Origin of the sequence: Algoriphagus aquaeductus, assembly GCF_003253485.1 — a bacterium.
GTDB classification, from domain to species: domain Bacteria; phylum Bacteroidota; class Bacteroidia; order Cytophagales; family Cyclobacteriaceae; genus Algoriphagus; species Algoriphagus aquaeductus.
In genome coordinates this window covers 1-19338 of the sequence record NZ_QKTX01000004.1, presented here as the reverse complement: position 1 = coordinate 19338, position 19338 = coordinate 1, and the positions used below count along the sequence as shown (strand labels likewise).

Annotated in this window: 19 protein-coding genes; 1 reads left to right on the top strand and 18 read right to left on the bottom strand. The window is 42.1% G+C overall.

The window, feature by feature from the left end; all coding sequences use genetic code 11:
* Positions 1 to 46 precede the first annotated feature (46 nt).
* Entirely contained in the window at positions 47 to 2302 is a 2256-nt protein-coding gene (locus CLV31_RS06380; protein WP_111392058.1) for a helix-turn-helix domain-containing protein, read from the top strand.
* Positions 2303 to 3462: 1160 nt separating this feature from the next.
* Here the strand turns inward: CLV31_RS06380 and CLV31_RS06370 are convergent.
* From CLV31_RS06370 to CLV31_RS06290, 18 genes are all read right to left on the bottom strand, one after another.
* Positions 3463 to 4980: a M20/M25/M40 family metallo-hydrolase gene (locus CLV31_RS06370; protein WP_111392056.1), complete on the bottom strand. Its 1518-nt coding sequence runs from the start codon at positions 4978 to 4980 to the stop codon at positions 3463 to 3465.
* Between the two features lie 254 nt (positions 4981 to 5234).
* On the bottom strand, positions 5235 to 5699 hold the full coding sequence (locus tag CLV31_RS06365) for a hypothetical protein (protein ID WP_111392055.1): 465 nt from the start codon (positions 5697 to 5699) through the stop codon (positions 5235 to 5237).
* A gap of 235 nt (positions 5700 to 5934) precedes the next feature.
* Positions 5935 to 6195, bottom strand: coding sequence for a hypothetical protein (locus tag CLV31_RS21715; RefSeq protein ID WP_146250872.1), 261 nt, complete (start codon positions 6193 to 6195; stop codon positions 5935 to 5937).
* A 201-nt stretch (positions 6196 to 6396) separates the two neighbouring features.
* The gene (locus CLV31_RS06360) at positions 6397 to 7320 is read right to left on the bottom strand and encodes a toll/interleukin-1 receptor domain-containing protein (RefSeq protein WP_111392054.1); all 924 of its coding nucleotides are present in this window, start codon (positions 7318 to 7320) and stop codon (positions 6397 to 6399) included.
* 170 nt (positions 7321 to 7490) lie between these two features.
* Entirely contained in the window at positions 7491 to 7901 is a 411-nt protein-coding gene (locus CLV31_RS06355) for an OsmC family protein (RefSeq protein ID WP_111392053.1), read from the bottom strand.
* Positions 7902 to 7904: 3 nt separating this feature from the next.
* Positions 7905 to 8141 (bottom strand): thioredoxin fold domain-containing protein, encoded by a 237-nt coding sequence (locus CLV31_RS22245; protein WP_111392052.1) that lies wholly within the window; start codon positions 8139 to 8141, stop codon positions 7905 to 7907.
* Positions 8138 to 8350, bottom strand: coding sequence for a hypothetical protein (locus CLV31_RS06345; protein WP_111392051.1), 213 nt, complete (start codon positions 8348 to 8350; stop codon positions 8138 to 8140). The genes CLV31_RS22245 and CLV31_RS06345 overlap by 4 nt, the downstream gene beginning before the upstream one ends.
* A 2-nt stretch (positions 8351 to 8352) precedes the next feature.
* On the bottom strand, positions 8353 to 8778 hold the full coding sequence (locus CLV31_RS06340) for a hypothetical protein (protein ID WP_111392050.1): 426 nt from the start codon (positions 8776 to 8778) through the stop codon (positions 8353 to 8355).
* A 26-nt stretch (positions 8779 to 8804) separates the two neighbouring features.
* Complete coding sequence (locus CLV31_RS06335; protein ID WP_111392049.1) at positions 8805 to 9338, bottom strand: carboxymuconolactone decarboxylase family protein; 534 nt, start codon at positions 9336 to 9338, stop codon at positions 8805 to 8807.
* Positions 9339 to 9407: 69 nt separating this feature from the next.
* On the bottom strand, positions 9408 to 10268 hold the full coding sequence (locus CLV31_RS06330) for a helix-turn-helix domain-containing protein (protein ID WP_111392048.1): 861 nt from the start codon (positions 10266 to 10268) through the stop codon (positions 9408 to 9410).
* A 163-nt stretch (positions 10269 to 10431) separates the two neighbouring features.
* Positions 10432 to 12162 (bottom strand): NACHT domain-containing protein, encoded by a 1731-nt coding sequence (locus tag CLV31_RS06325; RefSeq protein ID WP_111392047.1) that lies wholly within the window; start codon positions 12160 to 12162, stop codon positions 10432 to 10434.
* Positions 12163 to 12355: 193 nt separating this feature from the next.
* Positions 12356 to 13243 carry a DUF695 domain-containing protein gene (locus CLV31_RS06320; protein WP_111392046.1) on the bottom strand — a complete coding sequence of 296 codons (888 nt, stop codon included), beginning with the start codon at positions 13241 to 13243 and terminating at the stop codon, positions 12356 to 12358.
* A 178-nt stretch (positions 13244 to 13421) separates the two neighbouring features.
* A complete protein-coding gene (locus CLV31_RS06315; protein ID WP_245943337.1) occupies positions 13422 to 13991 on the bottom strand; it encodes a hypothetical protein in 570 nt (189 codons plus the stop codon).
* A gap of 44 nt (positions 13992 to 14035) precedes the next feature.
* Positions 14036 to 15250, bottom strand: a complete 1215-nt coding sequence (locus CLV31_RS06310; protein WP_111392369.1) for a tyrosine-type recombinase/integrase — start codon at positions 15248 to 15250, stop codon at positions 14036 to 14038.
* 500 nt (positions 15251 to 15750) lie between these two features.
* A complete protein-coding gene (locus CLV31_RS06305; RefSeq protein ID WP_111392044.1) occupies positions 15751 to 16086 on the bottom strand; it encodes a HopJ type III effector protein in 336 nt (111 codons plus the stop codon).
* Between the two features lie 270 nt (positions 16087 to 16356).
* Entirely contained in the window at positions 16357 to 16698 is a 342-nt protein-coding gene (locus CLV31_RS06300) for an L-rhamnose mutarotase (RefSeq protein WP_111392043.1), read from the bottom strand.
* 382 nt (positions 16699 to 17080) lie between these two features.
* Positions 17081 to 17899, bottom strand: a complete 819-nt coding sequence (locus CLV31_RS06295; protein WP_111392042.1) for a sugar phosphate isomerase/epimerase family protein — start codon at positions 17897 to 17899, stop codon at positions 17081 to 17083.
* Positions 17896 to 18924 carry a zinc-binding alcohol dehydrogenase family protein gene (locus tag CLV31_RS06290; protein WP_111392041.1) on the bottom strand — a complete coding sequence of 343 codons (1029 nt, stop codon included), beginning with the start codon at positions 18922 to 18924 and terminating at the stop codon, positions 17896 to 17898. The genes CLV31_RS06295 and CLV31_RS06290 overlap by 4 nt, the downstream gene beginning before the upstream one ends.
* Between the last annotated feature and the right edge of the window lie 414 nt (positions 18925 to 19338).

Below are 19338 nucleotides of genomic sequence, written 5' to 3'. Positions count from 1 at the left end.
TTCCTCAAATTCAGAAAATTCCAGAGTAAAAGGCTAATTTAGTTAAATGAATACATCCACTGACCGGCTGGCGTTGGCGGCACGATTTGTGAACAACACCAGTGCTCCCATTTTTTTAACGGGAAAAGCAGGGACAGGAAAGACCACTTTTCTCAGGGCACTTGCCCAGCACACGCACAAGCGATTTGTGATTTTGGCACCCACCGGTATTGCCGCACTCAATGCCAAAGGGGTCACCATTCATTCCCAGTTTCTGTTGCCTTTCGGGACTTTTCTCCCGGTGCGTGAGCCGGAGGGCAATTACACGGACCGACACGGTTTTTTCACCCAACAGACGCTCGCTCGAAGGCATCCGCTGAATCAGTTTCGTCGAAATGTCCTCAAATCCATCGATTTGCTTGTGATTGATGAGGTGAGTATGCTTCGGGCAGATATCCTGGATGCCATCGACTACCGCATGCGTAGCGTAAAACGAAATTACCAGATTCCTTTTGGCGGGGTTCAGGTCTTGTTTATCGGGGACTTGTATCAGTTGCCTCCGGTGGTGAAAGATGAGGAGTGGAGCGTACTGAGCCGATTTTACAAATCCATGCACTTCTTTGAGGCCAAGGCGCTTCAAAACTCCGGCTTGGTTTACCTTGAGCTGGATAAGATCTTCCGTCAGCAGGATGAGACCTTTATCCGCATTCTCAACAACCTTCGCGACAATCGCTCCACCTCCGAGGATGTCCGCATCCTCAATCAGCATTACAAAACCCTCGATGAAATCCGGGATCTTCCCCCTTGCATCACACTGACTACGCATAATTACAAGGCAGATGAGATCAACCTCCGCGAACTCCGAAGTCTGGAAGGGGAGGCCTTGTTCTATGATGCAGAGATTGAGCGGGAGTTTCCCGAGCACTTGTATCCTTTACCCCAGTCGATCGAGCTCAAAGTCGGTGCCCGGGTCATGTTTATCAAAAATGACACTTCGGGGCTTTCCTCATACTTCAATGGAAAGCTGGCGACAGTCAGCAAACTCACATCCGATCAGGTGGTGGTCTTGATGGATGATTCCGGAGAGGAGTTTACTTTGAAAAAGGAGCTGTGGGAAAATAAAAAGTACCGAATCCATCCCGACACCAAAGAGCTCGAAGAGGAAGTGATCGGCACTTTTTCGCAGTTTCCGATCAAACTAGCCTGGGCCGTGACGGTCCACAAAAGCCAAGGCTTGACCTTTGATCGGGCCATTGTGGATGTGGGACAAGCCTTTGCCCCCGGCCAAGTCTATGTCGCACTCAGCCGATTGCGAAGTTTGGAGGGGTTGGTCCTGAGGACTCGGGTGCAGACAGACGTGATCTATTCGGATGCCAAGGTGGTCGAATTCACCCAATACAAGTCAGCTTCCCAAGACTTGGTCGCACTTCTTTATCAAAACCAGCAAGCCTACCTCCATCAGCTTATCGATTCGACTTTTGAGTTTGATACCTTGATGGCTTCTCTGACTCAGTTTGATCGGGATCAGGAGACTTCGATGGAGTTTGAGGAGGAAGATTTGAGAAAGGATCTGCCGGTGATTTTTGAGATCATGGAAAAGGAGCGGGAAAATACCCGCAAGTTTCGGCAGCAACTCCAGTTACTCATCCAGGCCGGGCAGGAGGGAAAATTGCTGGAACGGGTCGAAAAAGGAACAGCCTATTACCTCGATTTGCTGGTCAAAGCCCTGGAAATTCTCCTCAGACATCAGCTTAGAATTGAAGACTTTGCCCGTATCAAAACTTATCAAAACGGGATCGAAGAACTCGAAATAGAGCTACTCCGAAAATATACCGCCATTGCCAAAAGCGGAAATCTGATCCAAGCCATCCTCAAAGGAGAAGTGGCTGAGAAAATGGAAGCAATCGACTTTCGGGTCAGGCAAGTCCGGATCAATCTGGTGGAACAGATTCGAAAAGAACTACCCGAAAAGACTTCCTCCAAAAACAAATCCGGCCGGAAAAAATCAAAGGAACCCAAGCCTCCAAAAGAAAAGAAAGAAGATACCAAAGCCTGGAGTATCCGTCTTTTTCTGGAAGGTAAGACTCCTGAGCAGATCGCGGAAGAGCGGGGCTATACCGTTTCCACCATCATGGGCCACCTGGCCCATGGCGTCAAATTGGGGCAACTACAGCTCGAAGATTTGATTGATTCAAAAACCATCCAGGAAATCCGACATGTGGAAGAAAAGCTTGATTCACTCAAGGCCTATTTCGAACATTTCGGTGGGAAATACGACTTCGGCACGCTGAGGCTGGTGCTGTATAGCGGGAGTGAGGAATGAGCGGGATTTACTACTTGGGAAAGAAATTTTTTCTGTACCGCGGAGCTCACAAAGAGTAAAGAAAAGGTCACAAAAAGATGAATTGTTGATCTTAAATCAAGCTTCAAAAAGCACTGAAGAGCTGCCCATCGTCAATCCCAACTTCCCAACCTCCTAAATTCCTTGCCTCCAAACCATTTGTTTTATATGGGTGACCAGGCAGTCCGCAGACTGCTTACAGTTGGGTCCAAGCCCGAAGATTTGAACGGGTTGTGGTCTACTGCCAAAGGCAGGTTCTGTAAAAGCCCGAAATTCAATTTCGGGCTGGATGTAAAGGACGGAAGAGAGGAGCGCTGAATGCGCGATCTGTAATAGAATAAAAAGCAGTCTGAAGACTGCATACAGTTGGGTCCAAGTCTGAAGACTTGAACCAGTCGTTGTTACTGCCAAAGGCAGGTTCTGTAAAAACCCAGAATTCAATTCTGGGCTGGATGATAAGGAAGGATGAGAAGAGCGCTGAATGCGCGATCTGTAATAGAATAAAAAGCAGTCTGAAGACAGCATACAGTTGGGTCCAAGCCCGAAGATTTGAACGGGTTGTGGTCTACTGCCAAAGGCAGGTTCTGTAAAAGCCCGAAATTCAATTTCGGGCTGGATGTAAAGGACGGAAGAGAGGAGCGCTGAATGCGCGATCTGTAATAGAATAAAAAGCAGTCTGAAGACTGCATACAGTTGGGTCCAAGTCTGAAGACTTGAACCAGTCGTTGTTACTGCCAAAGGCAGGTTCTGTAAAAACCCGAAATTCAATTTCGGGCTGGATGATAAGGAGGGATGAAGGGAGCGCTGAATGCGCGATCTGTACTAAAATAAAAAGCAGTCTGCAGACAGCAAACAGGTGGGTCCAAGTCTGAAGACTTGAACCAGTCGTTGTTACTGCCAAAGGCAGGTTCTGTAAAAACCCAGAATTCAATTCTGGGCTGGATGATAAGGAAGGATGACAAGAGCGCTGAAGGCGCGATCTGTACTAAAATAAAAAGCAGTCTGCAGACAGCAAACAGGTGGGTCCAAGTCGGAAGGCTTAAACTTGAACCGGTTGTGGTCATAATCTTCACGCTGCCCGTCGTAAATCGTCACTCGTCAGTCCCAACCTCCTAACTCCCATACCTCCTTACCCCCTACTCTTAATACATCTTCTCACTCAGCACACTCATGATGGTCAATATCCCTTCTTTGTAATTGCCCAGTCGGAGGTTTTCATTTGGACTGTGTTGGTTGTTGTCGGCATTGACGGTGGGGATAGTGACGGCAGGAATACCCAAGGCATCCACAAAAGGGGAAATAGGAATCGATCCTCCGGAAATCCGAATCTGCACCGGATCCTGACCAAAGGCCCGATTCATGGCTTTTCTCAGCCAGGCCCCTGTCGGTGAATCCATCGGTGTGCGGAAGGCCTGATAGGAAATCGAGGTGTTTACCTTTACGATTTTGGGGAAAGTCATGCGCTCCTCGTCCGTTGGGTCCTTATCCACGATATGGAAACCCTGTTTCCGGATATGATCTTTGATCAGCCCAAATAGCCTCAGGGGATCGGACTCGGGGACCAGGCGCATGTCCAGTTCGGCCACTGCCGTGGCGGGGATGATCGTGGTAGCCTGCGCTCCGGTGTATCCGGCAGACATTCCCCGGATATTCAGGGATGGATAATTGATGCTTTCCTGATAGCTTTTGCCGACTTGGTCGGTCCGGCCTAGCCCCAATTGTTTTTTTACCGCAGGTTCATTGTCCGGCACCGCAGTAAAGATCTTTTGCTCTGCTTCTGTAAAAGTGATCCCATCATAGAATCCGGGAATGACCACCCGACCGTTTTCATCCTTCATGGAAGCCAACAGTTGGGACATCAGCAGGGCAGGATTGGGGGCATAATTGCCATAGTGGCCGCTGTGTTGCGGGAGTTTGGGACCGTAGGTGGTGAGAAAAAGCTCAGAAATCCCTCTGGCACCATAACTGAGCGTAGGAAGATTGGAGGTGTGGCGTGGGCCGTCCATGATCAGCATCAGGTCGGCGCTGAGCTTGTCTTGGTATTGGATGACTGCAGCCGGAAGTCGGGGCGAACCCTGTTCCTCTTCGAAGTCCAGGATGATTTTCACGGAGTAATCCGGAGAAATCCCCGCTTCCGTCAAGGCGTCCCAAGCGGTGATCAGCATGGCCAAGGGCCCTTTGTCATCCGATGTGGAGCGTCCAAAAATCCTCCAATCGGGATGGTATTCGGTTCGCAGTCGTTCCATGGGAAGTGCTTCCCAAGTTCCGTTTGCAGCCTGTGCTTTTAGTACAGGTTCGTAGGCGTTGGGCTGATCCCATTTGCTGATATCCACGGCCTGCCCGTCGACGTGGAAGTAGAACAGGGCGGTTTTGGCGGCATTGGGCTGCTTTTTCTCCACCAAAAGCAAGGGGATTCCTCCTGTCTCCAATCGCTCGGTGGTCCAGGTCCGGGCAGCAAAAACCTGCTCGCACCATTGGATATTGACTTCGATTTGCTCCGGAAAGACGGCATCGTTGGGCATGGAAACGATCTCGTTGAGGAGTCGTAAGCCTGCTTGCCAGTGTTGCTCTGTGAGGGATTCCAAACGGGCGCGATCCGGAGCTTGTGCAAAAAGTCCAGAGGAAATCAGGAAGGCGAGGAGTAAGGGGAAATATTTCATCTGTTTATAACGTAATTTTTAATGGTCAGACCTGCCTACCGCAGGCAGGTAGCCTGTCCCGATCTTTCATCGGGGCAATGCCTTAGATAATCATCCCCCTGTGTGAGAAGCATTTACTCATGGGCATTTCATGCTCGGGTGATTTGATGCTACAGATTTACTGAGAAATCGGGAAAGGAGCATCATGAAAAAGCCTCAACGTATAGGTTGGGTAAAGTCCCTCCGGGTATCCCGATTCCATTCTCATAAAAACCTCACCGGTTTTCTGTGTTTCCTTCGCAGTCGTTTTTGTATTTAACTATTCTGGTATTTTTTATTTCAGTTGCAACCTTTAGTTCAATGTAAACAAGTCCAATAATAATGGCTATTTCCCCTAAAAAGTAAGCTGTCCCAATAGTGGTAAGTTGAGGGTTATAGAACATTACAAGGCCAATAGTCAAGACACAATAAAGCAGATTTGCAATGCTAATAATCCTAATAAAAGGTGTCCAGTTTGCTTTAATGACAAAAAAACAAGTCGTAGAATAAATGCAGAAAAAAACAGCAATTACTGAAAGATAAGTCAGTATACTTTCAGGCATTCCAAAGTATTCGTTGAAATTTCTCAGTACTACAAACAATAAAAATGCAGTAGTCAAAGCTCCTATGCTGTCTATTAGAAAGAGTTTTTTGGGTTCTGAGGACAATTGTTTTATCATCTTACGTACTGCTTTTATCATAAAAATTGCAAGTTTTGGTTTTGTCAAGCATTTACCAGTCGTTTTAGGTGGTTGTGTGGTCTTCTAACATTGCTGGTAAAGGTTTGCAGCTATACGCAGGCAGGGCATTTTACCACTGAACTTCCTACGAAGAACTGAACTTTAAATTCTCCACTTTCCTGTCCTACGAAGCACGAAACCCTTGCTTGCGTATAGGTGATGTTATCGCTTCGGTGTTCTTTTCTGCTCATTTGTTTTATCCTTTGAGCCAACCTTGAGCCCATTGTGAGCCAACTGAGCCAACTATGAGCCAACTCCTAGTTTGTAAATTGCACTCGATCCCTTTGTCCCAATATTTTTCAATAACCTCAAGAACTTCTGTGTCAAAAAAGCGATACACATAGCTGCGGTAAGTTGTGCTTGCTTCGTTCTTTAAACCGTTCAAAAGAAAGTCAAACTTGTCGGTGTATTGTCCGCCCGATGTAATAGTGTATCGTGAGAAGAAAAGTTTTGCCATTGTTTGTGATTTTCGTTTGTTTTATGCTTGTCCGTTTGAGTTTGCACTGTCGTCATAGCATGACCGCTAACGGTTTGCAGCTAAGAAACGTGGGGCTTTCGAAGCGATTACCTGTCTGCCATGACAAAGGTACTTACAAAGAATGAACCTTGAAGATACCACTGTCCGCCCCATGTTTTCTTAGGTGCTGTTAGCGGTATTTTATTTTGAAAAGTCAGATGTTGCATTAGTTAAGATTACGTATTTAAATGTCAGCTCATCAAAGTCAGCATTTCTTCTCATATGTTTTACGTCAATTATTTGTGTTGCAGCGAAGTAACCATTACGGTTCTGCCATATCACAATGTCACCAATAGCAGGTGTTCTCACTCTTGATGAGTAATCAAATTCATCGACATTGATTATATCCTCAATCTTTTCATGTTTTGTGACTAATGCCAGACAATCAATTGATGATGAATCAGTATAGGCATGGATTGAGTCTGCACCTGCGCCAGACCATTTTGTTTCAAACAATAAATCACCTTCTCCTATTGAATAGCTCCCGTTATTATTTGAATAGTCAAATTTGACAATACCTGAGTAGGCTGGGGAGTGATATTTTTCAGATTTAGGTTTGAAAATTATTCTTCCAGTTTCCTTTATTGTGATAAAGGGGCTTTGACCTAGTTTAGGTTTAGGGTGGAGCGGGATATTTAAAAGCTCTCTTAGAAGCTTTTCATATTCGTGCTCAAATGAATCATCGTTGTTAAAGTTCCCATAAATTTTTCCCGTCAAAAACTTGGGTACTTTGGATCCTGGATTTTTTCTAATAATTGGTATAATCCACTTTGTGTTTATGTTTTGCAGGAGTTCTCCGGTCATAATCATCTTTTCGTAACCAACACCACCTTGACCTTTATTAGCTTTTTCAGTGTATCGTTCACTGCATACACAAATAATTCTATTTTCATTAGAAAGGCCGTTTTCCATATAACTTGGCAAGTCGCCTCCTAAGGATAAATTGTGTTGGTCTAGAACCGCATTCACGCCATTGCTTATCAACCTGTTTGTAAGTTTTAATACCCATCCTTTATGTTCCTCATCATCATGTGAGTATGAGATAAATGCTGTTGGATTATCCATTGCTACTATTTGTTTCTATTAATTACCGCTAACGTTTTGCAGCTATACGCAGGTGGGGGCTTTCTTGCACTAAACTTTCCTACGAAGAACTACAGTTCAAATATACGAAAATTTGTCAACCGAAGCACTGAACCCCCACTTGCGTATAGGTGCTGTTACCTGCCGTTTATTTATTGTTGCAACTCGGTGGCGTGTTCAATATTCCATTCTCCCATTATTTGGCGATGTATATAACAGGCATTGGCTTCTTTAAGTAGTTCGTCTTTTTGCTCCTGCGAAATATCACCTTCAATATAAATAGCGACTTTGATGTTGGTTTTTAAACCACTGCTGTCCCTTTTAACTTCTTGTGAAAGTTCTGCTCTTACTTCGCCTATTCCCCAATTATTCTTTCGAGCAATAAAACGAACGGTTGCTACTTTGCACATTGCCAATCCACTCAATACCAATTCGGAAGGACTTAAACCTAAATCAGTTCCTTTACTTTTTACTGGTTCATCACCTACTATGGTATGTGTGCCATTGGTGATAATGCTTTGGTAGCCTTCGGGTAAGTTTTTTATTTTGATTACTGTTGCCATAATTTACTTTTTTGAAAATATTTGACCTAATTCAAGGAATTGACTCGGGTTATGATAACCAACAGTTTGACCAACCACTTTTCCGTTTCCGTCTATGAAAAGCAATGAAGGAAAACTCCTAAGAGCATATTTTTGCATTAGCATCTTGCCTTCACCTTGCTCACCATCAAGAGCCACATTCACAAATTTTTCATTGTAAAATGTTCCAACTTCTGCACTTGAAAAAGTATTCTTTTTCAGTTGCTTACAAGGTCACACCAAGTGGCGTAAATGTTTAAAAAAATCAATTTGTTTTCTTTTTTTGCAATCTGTATGGCTTCTTCCCAAGTTCCGTTATGGAACTGAATACCCTCTTCTGTGTCGGCTTTGAAATCCACTTTTGGATTTGCAAAGGCATAAACAGCCACCATTGCGATGGCTGAAAATGCTATAACTATTTTACTTGGCATCTTTAATTTTCTTTATTTTGAAATTTATGAACAAAATACCAAACAGGCACCCCATAAGCTATGTGTCTCACCAAAGAGACAAGTGGAATAATTGCCGCCATTTTAGTACCTGCGATACCCGCACCTAATAGCGGAAACATAAAAAACCAAACAAGTGCAACTGTTTCGGCTGTAACAAAAAAGAGAGTTCTAAGCCAAGTAGGTCCCCACAAAGATGGAGCTATGCCTGCATATAAAATAGCTAATAGAATTCCATTTGAAAAATGGCCAAAAACTCCATAGGCAAAGCCTAAACCTGTTTTTTCACCCAAAAGACCGGGTATATCCCACCAAGTTCCTGTAAAAAAGAAACCAATGATATCAAAGGCAATTGTACCTAAGACGCCGCCAATAATGGCGTTTTTCCAATTTATTTTATTTGTGTTCATCTTGAAAAATTTTAAAAGTTAATAATTTAAAGCTCAGGGGCAATTGGAAAGTCAATGGGAAAGTCAACCACATTATGTATGTAATTACTGATGGTTTTATCACCAACTGCAATTACCACATCTATCAAATTGGCTTCTGTGTAACCTGCTTCAAAAAAGGCATCCTTGCTTTCTTCGGTTGCTCTTCCACGATTTTCCAACACGGAGGCTGTAAATTTCACCAAAGCATTTAATTTAGTATCAAAAGATGCAGACCCTTTACGCATTTCAATTACCTGCTCATCCGTGAATCCGTTCATTTTGCCCAAAACAGTATGAGCCGATTGGCAATAACGGCAACCGTTAATTTGGCTTGTTACCAAGTTGATAACTTCTCTCTCTTTGGCTTTGAGTGTTGATTTGCGATTTTGCAAAGCAAGATAATCGCCCAATGCCGTTTCATTTTTGGCATAGTAAGCATACAAATTTGGCACAAATCCTAAGCCTTTTTGCAAGTTATCAAAAATAGCTTGATTGTTTTCCGATACTTCTCCTCGGGTAGGAACAGTGAACTTTGTCATCGTTTTTAAATTTTAAAATGTTAATGATTTAATTACGATGCAAAGATGGGGCGATTAAGGAGGGTTATGTTAGGTCATCGTTCCCGATGAGTTGGCAATACTTCCCAAAAGCATTTTTTTGAAATCGGTAGGGCTTAGACTTTCCATTTTTTTAAAAAAACGGCTGAATGTCTGTATGTCTTCAAAGCCAAGTTCGTAGGCTATTTCTTTTATAGGCTTATCCGTGAACCTAAGCATTCTCTTTGCTTCTAAAACCTTTCTTTCGTGTATGATTTGTAAAGGACTTTTATCCGAAGCCTTTGAAAAAGTATTTGCCAGGGTTTTTACAGACTTATTTAAGAGGTCTGCGTATTCCTGAACTGAATGTTTTGTTTTGAAGTGTTGTTCTACTAAAAATTGAAATTCTCTGACAATATCTACCTCTTTAAATTCTAATTTAGTAAGATTCATTTGTGTTTTATAGATACGGGTACATAGTATGATAAACCTTTTTAGCATCATTTGAAGCATCTCTAATTGCAGGTCGTCTTTTGACTGCATTTCAATTTGAAACATTCGCCAAAATGTTTCAAACTTTTCCATTTCGTCATCTGGTATTTGAAAGTATGGCAGTTGATTTGCACCATAAAATAAAAGACCTTTACAACTTACCTCACTGTTGTGGTCTTTGACACAATAAAACTCTCTGTTAAATTTTATAGCTCTTGCAGATTTTATTATATTGAATTCAACTTTATGAAAAGATGTAAGACAGATAATAGAGTTATTATTGAGGTTTAAATTAATTCCCTCAAAATTTATTTCGGACTTTTGCCCTCTAATCCAAACAAATGTTAGTGGAAAAGAAACCGTATTGTCAAAAAATAACGAACTGCCTTTTTGAAGGTCGGTTAATTCAATAAATTCGTTATTCTGTCCCTTGTATATCATTAGAAGTTGTTATTTTAAAATGGCAGGTAACGTTTTGGCGCTTGGCGCAGTGGCGGATTTCGGAGCACAAAACTGTCAATACACCACAAAAGTTGATGCGAGGTAGAATGTTCAATTAACCACTTCACCCGCCATTGAGCCAAACGCCTGTTATAAGCCGTTTTTATATCAGTCCAATTATTTCACTGTCACTTTTTTCATTGTCTATGATAGTTTGTCTTAATGCTTGAATGATTCTATCACCGCAATTTTTAAAATTTAGAACTTTACTTTTCATAAGTTTAAAATTCATTGATTCGTAAATCTCTTTTGGTAAATCTTTCGGCATTTCAAATCTGTTTTTACGATGTCCAAAAAAGGTATATCTTATATTTTTGTCAACCAATTCTTCGTGAATTTCTTTATGATTTGTCGGTGACTTTAATAAAATGTAAAAAGGTAGTAAGAGTTTGCCGTAATACTGGTAAGCAACTTTGTCAGTTATATCTTCAATTTGTTTAAGTTCATTATGTATGCTTTCAATTAATGGAATTGAAACAAGTGAACTTAGGTTGTTATAATCCATTTCAGCAAGCAAACCATAAAAATGGTCTTTAGACATTAAACTCCCTAGATTCTCTTCTATTTCTAATTTCAATTTGCCGTATAAAACTTTTTTGTTATCAGAACTAACTTTGCTTATATATAATGCTCCAAAATATTCTTGCAACGACCTATGAGGAAAAGTATAGTCTAACCCTTCTTTATTAAGAATTCCGATTGCAACTTGTAAATCTTCAATGAATTTATCATTGTCAAATGTCAGATTTTTCTTTTTCGACTTAATAATATCTAGTTTATCTGTTAGATAATTACTAGGGAAAATGAATTTTTCTTCGAAATAAGATAGGAATGAAAACAATTGTAGTATTTCTTCAAATTGGTCTTTTGAAAGTCCAGATGTTTTTTCTCTAACATAAGCAAGTTTAGATACTGCATCGTGAATTGAAAATAATGTATCGAACACTTGGTCATAAAACTCACTTCTCTTTTGAGGTATGTCAGAGTATGATTGAAAAGTCAATATGAACATTGAAAGTAATAAAGGGTTACTCAGAAATGTTCCGTAAGAGCGATTCTCTGACTTGTTTATAGCCTTGATAATTTTCTCTGCTAATTCTGATTCAGATTCTGGAATTTGTTTTTTAACAAAAGATGCAATTTCATTAGGTTCAAGGTCACAAACATAAAAGTTTGAGAAAAGAGGAAGGAGGTCTACACTTGTATAAGGTCTTGAAGTTATAACATACTTGTTTGATGGGTATTTTTGAACAAATGAATCTATGTCTTTAGTCGTTTTAGATTTTATAGCTGAGTTTAATTCATCATATCCATCAAAGAAAAACACAAAACCATCTGAACTTAATAGTCTATCAATAATTGAATTAGAAAAACCAAGTTTTTGAAAATGAAATATTTCATTGAAAATATAGTCGTTAATTGAACCTTTAAATTCATTCAAATACCTTAATTCAACTTTTATTGGAATTTTATATCCTTCTTTAAAGCAGTTTGTGTAGAGGTATTTAACTATCGTACTTTTACCGCTACCAGCACTTCCAATTATTGTAATGTAGTTATACTTATTCAGGAGTTTTTTAGCTGATGCTGTAGAAACTCTTTTGTCTTCTATGTTTTTCTTATGAAGTCTTATGAATAATGGTTGATAAAATTCATTGAGTGGTTTAGGCTCGGCTCTATGAAGAATTGTTTTTGAGAAAAAATTCCTTTTATATTCTTCCACTTGATACTCCAAAAGGCGATTTGAAAAAGTCTGTTGAACTTCGTTTCCAACTAATGTTGTCAATTTCTCCAAAGGGCCTTTAAAAAAAGTTGAGATGTCTTTGATTTCCATGTTTTATTGTTTTATGTAGCGTCGTCCTAAAATGGCTTATAACGTTTTGCCGCTTTGCGAAGGCGGGGATTTTCAGCACTAAACATCATTAGAAGCACAAAGCTTGAATTTTGCACTTCACTGTCATAGAAGCACGAAACCCCCGCTTTTGCAAAACGGCTGTTACCTGCTGGCGTTTTGTCTATCGTCATAGTTAGTCTTTTTCTATTGATGTTTCCCAACCGTCATAATCACCACCAATTTCATTAGCTAGTTTCCATAAATAAATAACATATTCATCAACGCTGTTTTGATCAACCTTGTCAACTCGTTTTAGTTGAAGTCGGTAAGCAAACTCGCCATAAGATTTGTCGCTTCCTTTGTCAACGATTGAAAAATTATCATTTTTAATTTTCTCTAAAAAAATTTCTCGGTCACTTTCCGATTTAAAGTAAATCCAATGAAATACTTCTCTTTCTTTTGTCAGGTTGTCACCACCTTTTTCTAATTGTTCAATTACTCTTCTGTTTTGAATGCTTTGAAATTGTTGCGGTAAGGGATAGAGAAAGTCAAAATAGCCACCCCATTCTTTGTCTTCCTTTGAACCAAAGTCAAATTGATATTTTGGATAAGCGACCATAACTTCTGAAATTGTCTTATCGTAAAGTGTTGTGTCACCAAAATAAAAATATAAATCTCTGTCACCGGCTGATGTAAGCCGTCCAACGTAAATAGCGTTATGTTTAGAAATAATTTTCTCAACCAAAGCATCTTCAATATCGCCCAACAAACCGCTTTCTTCTTGTGATGAAAGTCCGTCTTCTCTTGGGTTATTCATTTTGATAGAAACCCAAACAACATTTGGTTTGTCTGCAATTGGGGCTACTTTACGAAGCCCAAGGTTAACATATATTGAACCTAACTTGTCATTCACGTTACTGAAATAAAACTCCCATTCTTCTTGATGTCCAACTTTGGATTGAGAATTTGATGTCGTTTGTGTAGGATTTGTCTTGCCGTATAATTTGTCAAAAAGTCCCATTGAAAATACTGTTATTGTTAGTGCTAAAATAGTTATTCCGATGATTATTTTCTTGGTCATTGTCTCGATGTTGTGTCGTTCTACGCTTGCAGGTAACGGGATTCAGCTTGGAGACGGCGGGCATTCGGAGCCGTTCTCTTCCAGCCTACTCCTAACTTCTTAAAGATACTAAACTTTCAATTTACTCGGAACCGCCCGCTGTCTTCCAAGGTGATGTTAGCATACGTTTTCCCTTTTTTCAATAAGATACTCTATACCAGTTATTATCTATTTTTTTGTTTTTGTGTAATCCATTTGAATAGGTAATTCTTTCCTCTATTTCTTTTATTTCATCTTTATCTTCTGAATATATAAATGCTGAATAATGATCTAAAAATCCTCTATTTATGAAAAATTTAACTGTAAAAAATCCTTCGCTTGACTGATAAATTAAGATTTCATTTCCACCATTAGAAATCGGAGGGAAATTCCAAGTGCTTAATTTTGCTATTCCATTATTAAATTCTCCATTTGGTTGGATCTTGCCCTGTTTTATTAATTCAATTATCTCTTCTCTTTCTTTTTTCCTTAAACTCCAGTCTAATTTTTCTATCAGCGATTCACCAAAAACCAAGGTCAAGCTTCCAATTAAAAATGTTAATCCAAGGATAATTTTGGGCGTTCTTTTTATCTGATCTGATTTTTTAACCATTATGACCAGAAGCCAAATTGTCAATCCAAATCCAAAGACTACATATGGAGCAATAATTAATATTGCTATCATTCCAAAGGTGTAGTAATAGAATAAAGGAGCCTGGATAATTGCCATGACTAGCAATAAAAATGAAAGGATACTGTAAATCTTGCTTCTGTTCATTTAATGTATGCTAACTTGTTTATTACCGCCTTAAACTTGGGCTTAGTGTTTTTTTTTTGGGTCGCTAAGCGCCATAAATGGCCAGATTTTGTGGCGGTTATTTTCCATAAATCATCAAACGGTGATTTTACCTTTTGTAAAGATTTTGTCGAAACATGCGTATAGATTTCGGTTGTTTTACTACTGCGGTGGCCGAGTAGTTCCTGGATAAGCCTTAGATCTGTACCTCCCTCATGCAGATGAGTGGCATAGGAGTGTCGAAGCCAATGGAGGGTAGCTTTTTCTTTAAGTCCTGCTTTCTTCACTGCTTGATTCATGACATTTTCCAGGCTCTTTTCAGAATAAGGATGTCCTGCTACCAGCCCCTCAAATAAATATACCCTGTGCTTTTCTGCTAAGTAATACTCCCTCAGCATCTCGATTACCTTCGGACTGATCGGCACTATCCGGTCTTTTGCCCCTTTGCCCTGATTGATTCGGAGGAGTTCCCGTTTCGAGTCAATGTCAGTTAGCTTCAGTCCAAGCAGTTCCCCTCTTCGCAGTCCGCATGCATACGTGAGACTCAGCATGGTCTTATGCTTGATATTAGTATGGGCTTCGAGGATCTGTTTCACGTCTTCTTTGCTGAGTACATGGGGTAAAAGCTTGGGTTGTCTTGGCCGTTCGATTGTGACGGGGTTGAGTTTCCTATTTAGTTTGGTCGAAAAATACAATTTCACCGCATTGATTACCTGAGATTGGAAAGAAGCGGAGTATTTTCTCTTAAGAATATAGGATTGATGAAAATTTTCCAAATCTACGCTGGTAATTTCTTCCGGATTTTTGTTTTGGAGATACCTGAAAAACAAACTCAGGCACTGTGAATAGGTATGGACTGTAGATGCTGCATAGCGCCTGTTTTGCATCCATGCGGTGAATTCATCGATTTCCTGAGTGAGGTGGGGGCTTAGATTGGGTAAAACCGGAGGAAGCGCTTCGGGTAATATTTTTTGGAACTGACTGTAATCCACCCAGGCTTTTCCCTTGAAAGTGTCCAAGATTTGGTTCAAAGTTTCGTCTCGATAAGGAAGAATCCAGGCTTTTCTCCCGGCGTTCCACAGGATATTCGGAATGGTTTTGACGAGCTTTATAAGCTCTTGATCGAATGGGAACTCGATCAAAACCAACCCTTGTTTTTTCCAAATGCCACTTTTGACAAAAATCTGTTTCATAGCATGATCTAAAAGTGAATAGGAATCTAAAGAATCTGGCTTGAAAATAAAATAGGAAACGGATATCCGCAATCAAGCCTTTCATAGAATTAAAACCATGCATTTGGCAAGTAGACAAATTTTAGTCTGACCAAGATTCGAAGGATTGAAACAATTTATGATCCCCTGTGAAGCCGGGGATTAAAGTAAAAAACTGTAAAAGGAAGGGTCGGATCTTTGATGTTTCACCCTTCCAGGGCTCAAGGATAATCAATAGCTTGTTTTCCCTGCACTTCGTACAGGTGCATGAATTGTTTGGCTCCTTCGGAGCCACTTCACAGGAATTACAAGTTTTGTGTTGCTTTCAACTTTGTAAATGAGAGAAAGGGGATAATCATAAAACAGGAATAGTGAGTTAGTTGATAAATCCCATACCCCATTGAATGTTGCTTGTTGATCCAGGAAAAAAAAGACCTTCCAGATTTTCAAAAACCTGGAAGGTCTGTAGAGCGGCAACTTTTTTACTTTTTCCTCAGCGCCTCTCCTTCAAACTGGATCCCTTCCCAGCCGCTTTGCATAAAGTTACGGATGTTTTGGTGGTCGGAGCCGAAAGGATAGTCAAGGACATCTTTTCGATAATAATCACCGAAAAGCTCGAGGGTTTGGGCTTGACTTAAGCCCAGAAGTTTGGCAAAGGAAAATATCTTGCAGCTGCCGTTGTTCTGTCCCGCCTCGTTGATTGCCGTGCCGTTGGTGAAGCGGGTGGGAGTGAAGTCGTAGTGGGCATCGATATAGGCGATGACTTCCGGAAACGTGATGGTCTCTGGGGCTTGGTTTATTTTTTCGGATAAGGTCATGGGGTTCGATTTTGGGGCGAATATCGGGATTTTAACCACAGAGTGCACGGAGGAAAAAGGAGGGTTCACAAAGAAGATCTCCTAAGTGAGCACTGAGTTTACTTTTAAATGGACTTTTTAACCACAGAGTGCACGGAGGAAAATGGAGAGTTCACAAAGAAGGGATTCTCGTAGTTCAATGAGACTATTATTTGGTCGGCTGATCAAAAAAAGAAAAGCCTTTCCTCTTTGGGTGCTCTATAAAATCCCCGTGTTCTGTGTGGTTAAAACTTATAACCCGGATTTGAATATACGATCCATCAGTACCCATTTCTCGCCGGGTTTGGCCCAGGGGAGGGGTTGCTGAAATCCCCACATCAGCGCTTCCCACTTGGCAATAATGGGATTGGCGGCGTCCATTTCGGCCTTTTTCTCAAAAGTGAAGTCGTCCACCGTCTCCAGAATCATAAACATCCGGTTGCCGGTTCGGAAAATCTCAATGTTCAGAATCCCACAGTCAATGTCGTGTTGGGTGACTTCGGGCCATGCGGCACCGGGGGCGTGGTGGGCTTCATAGACACGGATGGATTCGGCGTCATCGATCAGGTCAAGGGCTAGGCAGAAGCGTTTCATGGGATTTCGGGTTTCGGATTGTTGATTTCGGATTTGTAAAACTTCGGTGTTCGATATATTCCGCGTTCAATATTCAGCGTTCAGGATTCGATATTTTTTGGTTGTCGGGTGGTCCGCTACGCGTTGTCGAGTTGTCTCGTCATTGCGAGGGGCATTTTTCAAACCTGAGATTAACGATAAATTTTCAAAGCCCCGAAGCAATCTTTTGAGATTATTGGGATTTTGGTTGCGGATTGTCCCTTTCTTTGGTGTTCGCCGTTCTGGGTCCTGCGTTCGGTGTTCAGCAGTTGATATTCGATTTTTATAAAGTTTGAAACAAGAAAAAGCATCCCTTGTCACAAGCCTCAACACTTTCCCAAGACCTCGTAAATCGTAATTTTTACTAATGCCTAAAAAACCTTTGAAACGCCTTGATGGTCTGCTCTGCGGCGGCATCGGGATGGGGGAAAGGGAATGCCTCGGCAGAGACATAGCCCTCATATCCGGTTTCCCTCAAGGCTTCGGCAATCGGAGCCATCTCGGTATGACCAAAACCCATGGGTTTTCGGTTGGAATCGGCGAAGTGAAAATGCCCGATGTCCTTTCCAAATTTCCGAATGGATTCGGCCAGGTTGTCTTCTTCGATATTCATGTGAAAAAGATCTGCCAGGAGTTTGACGTTGCTCAGGTCGTTTCTTTCCAGAAAACCACTTCCTGATTCCAAGGTGTTGAACAGGTTGGTTTCGTAGCGGTTGAGCGGTTCGTAAATGAGGGACACTCCCAGAGATCCGGCATGATTACCGAGAATCTTCAGGCCTTCGGCCAATAGCGCGAAGGTTTCTTCCCGGTTTCCTGAGGGCAGGATATTTCCCTGCATGGAACCGATAATCGCAGGAGCACCGAATTGGGCGCCAAACGTGATCATTTCTTTGATAAAGTCAATTGCCTTTTGGCGGATCGCAGCATCGGGGTCGGTGAGGGTCAAGCCATGAAGTACTTTACCTGCACCGGTACCCACAGCGGCGAGTTGCAGCCCGTAGTGATGGAGTCGTTCTTTCAGGTGAGGGACATCGAGGTCTGCGCCGGATCGGGTGAAGAGCTCCACTCCATCAAAACCGAGCTGGGCGGCCTTTTTCAGGCTTTCCTCCAGGTTATGCCAAAAGATCCATGGACCTTGGGACATGCTTTCAATCAGGTTGAGCGTGACGGCGGATCGGATCATTGGTCTTCGAGGTTGAGCATGATTTTGATGATTCCCTGCGGGTTTTTGGCCCAAGCGTCCATGGTTTCGGGTGCTTCATCGATCGGGATCACTTTGGAAATGACGGCATCCACGGGGAATTTTCCGGCTTCGAGGTAGGCGATCACTTCGGGAAAGTCGGTTTTGCCCACACAGTTTCTGGAGCCGAGGATTTCGATTTCCTTTTGGACAAAGAGGGAGGTGTTGAACTCCACCGGAGCCTTGGCATAGCCGATGCAGACCACCCGGCCTAAAAAGGCTACTTCTTCCACCGCACTGCGATAGGTCTGCGGACTGCCGACGGCCTCGATAATTACATTCGGTCCGTCTCCATTGGTAATTTCCTGGAGTCGCGTATGAAGGTCTTCTTTACTGGGATTGATGGTATGGGCCACTCCGATTTGCTTGGCAATGTCAAGTTTGGAATCATCCAGATCCACTGCGATGACCTGAGCGCCTTTGTTGACCGCTGAGGCTACTGCACCCAAACCCACGATGCCGCATCCGATCACGGCTACCCGGTCCTCGTAACTGACCCGGCCCCGACTTGCGGCATGGAAACCTACGGTCAAGGGTTCCACCAAGGCGAGTTCGCTGAGGCTGAGTTTGTCGGAAGGAAACACATCCTGCCAAGGGGCGGTGATGTATCGGGTCATGGCACCCGGACGGCGCACGCCCATGGTTTTGTTGGTTTTGCAGGCATTAGGGCGGCCTTTGCGACAGGCCACGCAGGTGCCGCAGGCGAGGTATGGATAGAGGGTGACGCGGGTGCCGATTTGGATGGTCTCCGGTACCTCATTTCCTTTTTCCACAATGGTCGCCCCGACTTCATGGCCGAGTACGTTGGGGTATTCCTGCAGGGGAAAAAGGCCTTTGAACCCATTGAGGTCACCGCCGCAAAATCCGACCTTGCCGACTTCGAGCAGCACTTCTCCGGATTTTGGGCTGGGTTTTTCGATTTCCCTCACTTCTGTTTTACCGATTTCGGTAAGGAAAAATGCTTTCATTTTTAAGTACGATTTACGAAGTGCGATTTATGACATAGAGAGCGAATTTTGACTCTCTTGCTAGTTCAATCTTTCTATTTTATTAAAATGAATATACGGAATCTTGCAAGTAGCATTTCTGAAGGTCAGAAGACCAAGTTAACGCCATATTTTGGGGAATCTTCGGTCTTCGGTCATCGGTCTTCCAGCCCAAAATCAGTGGAATATTCGTCAACTGGCAGAATAGCGTATAATCAGTTTTATTAATCTCAAAATCTCATAAACTCCTAATATCCAAGAAATATCGAATACCGAACATCGAATGATGAACACCGAATGTTGACCTTCCCTAAATAGCGTTGACCGTTTGGTTCAACATTCATTAATAAATTCCATCGGGCATACATGAGCCAGAGGTTCTTCTCTTGGGCAAAC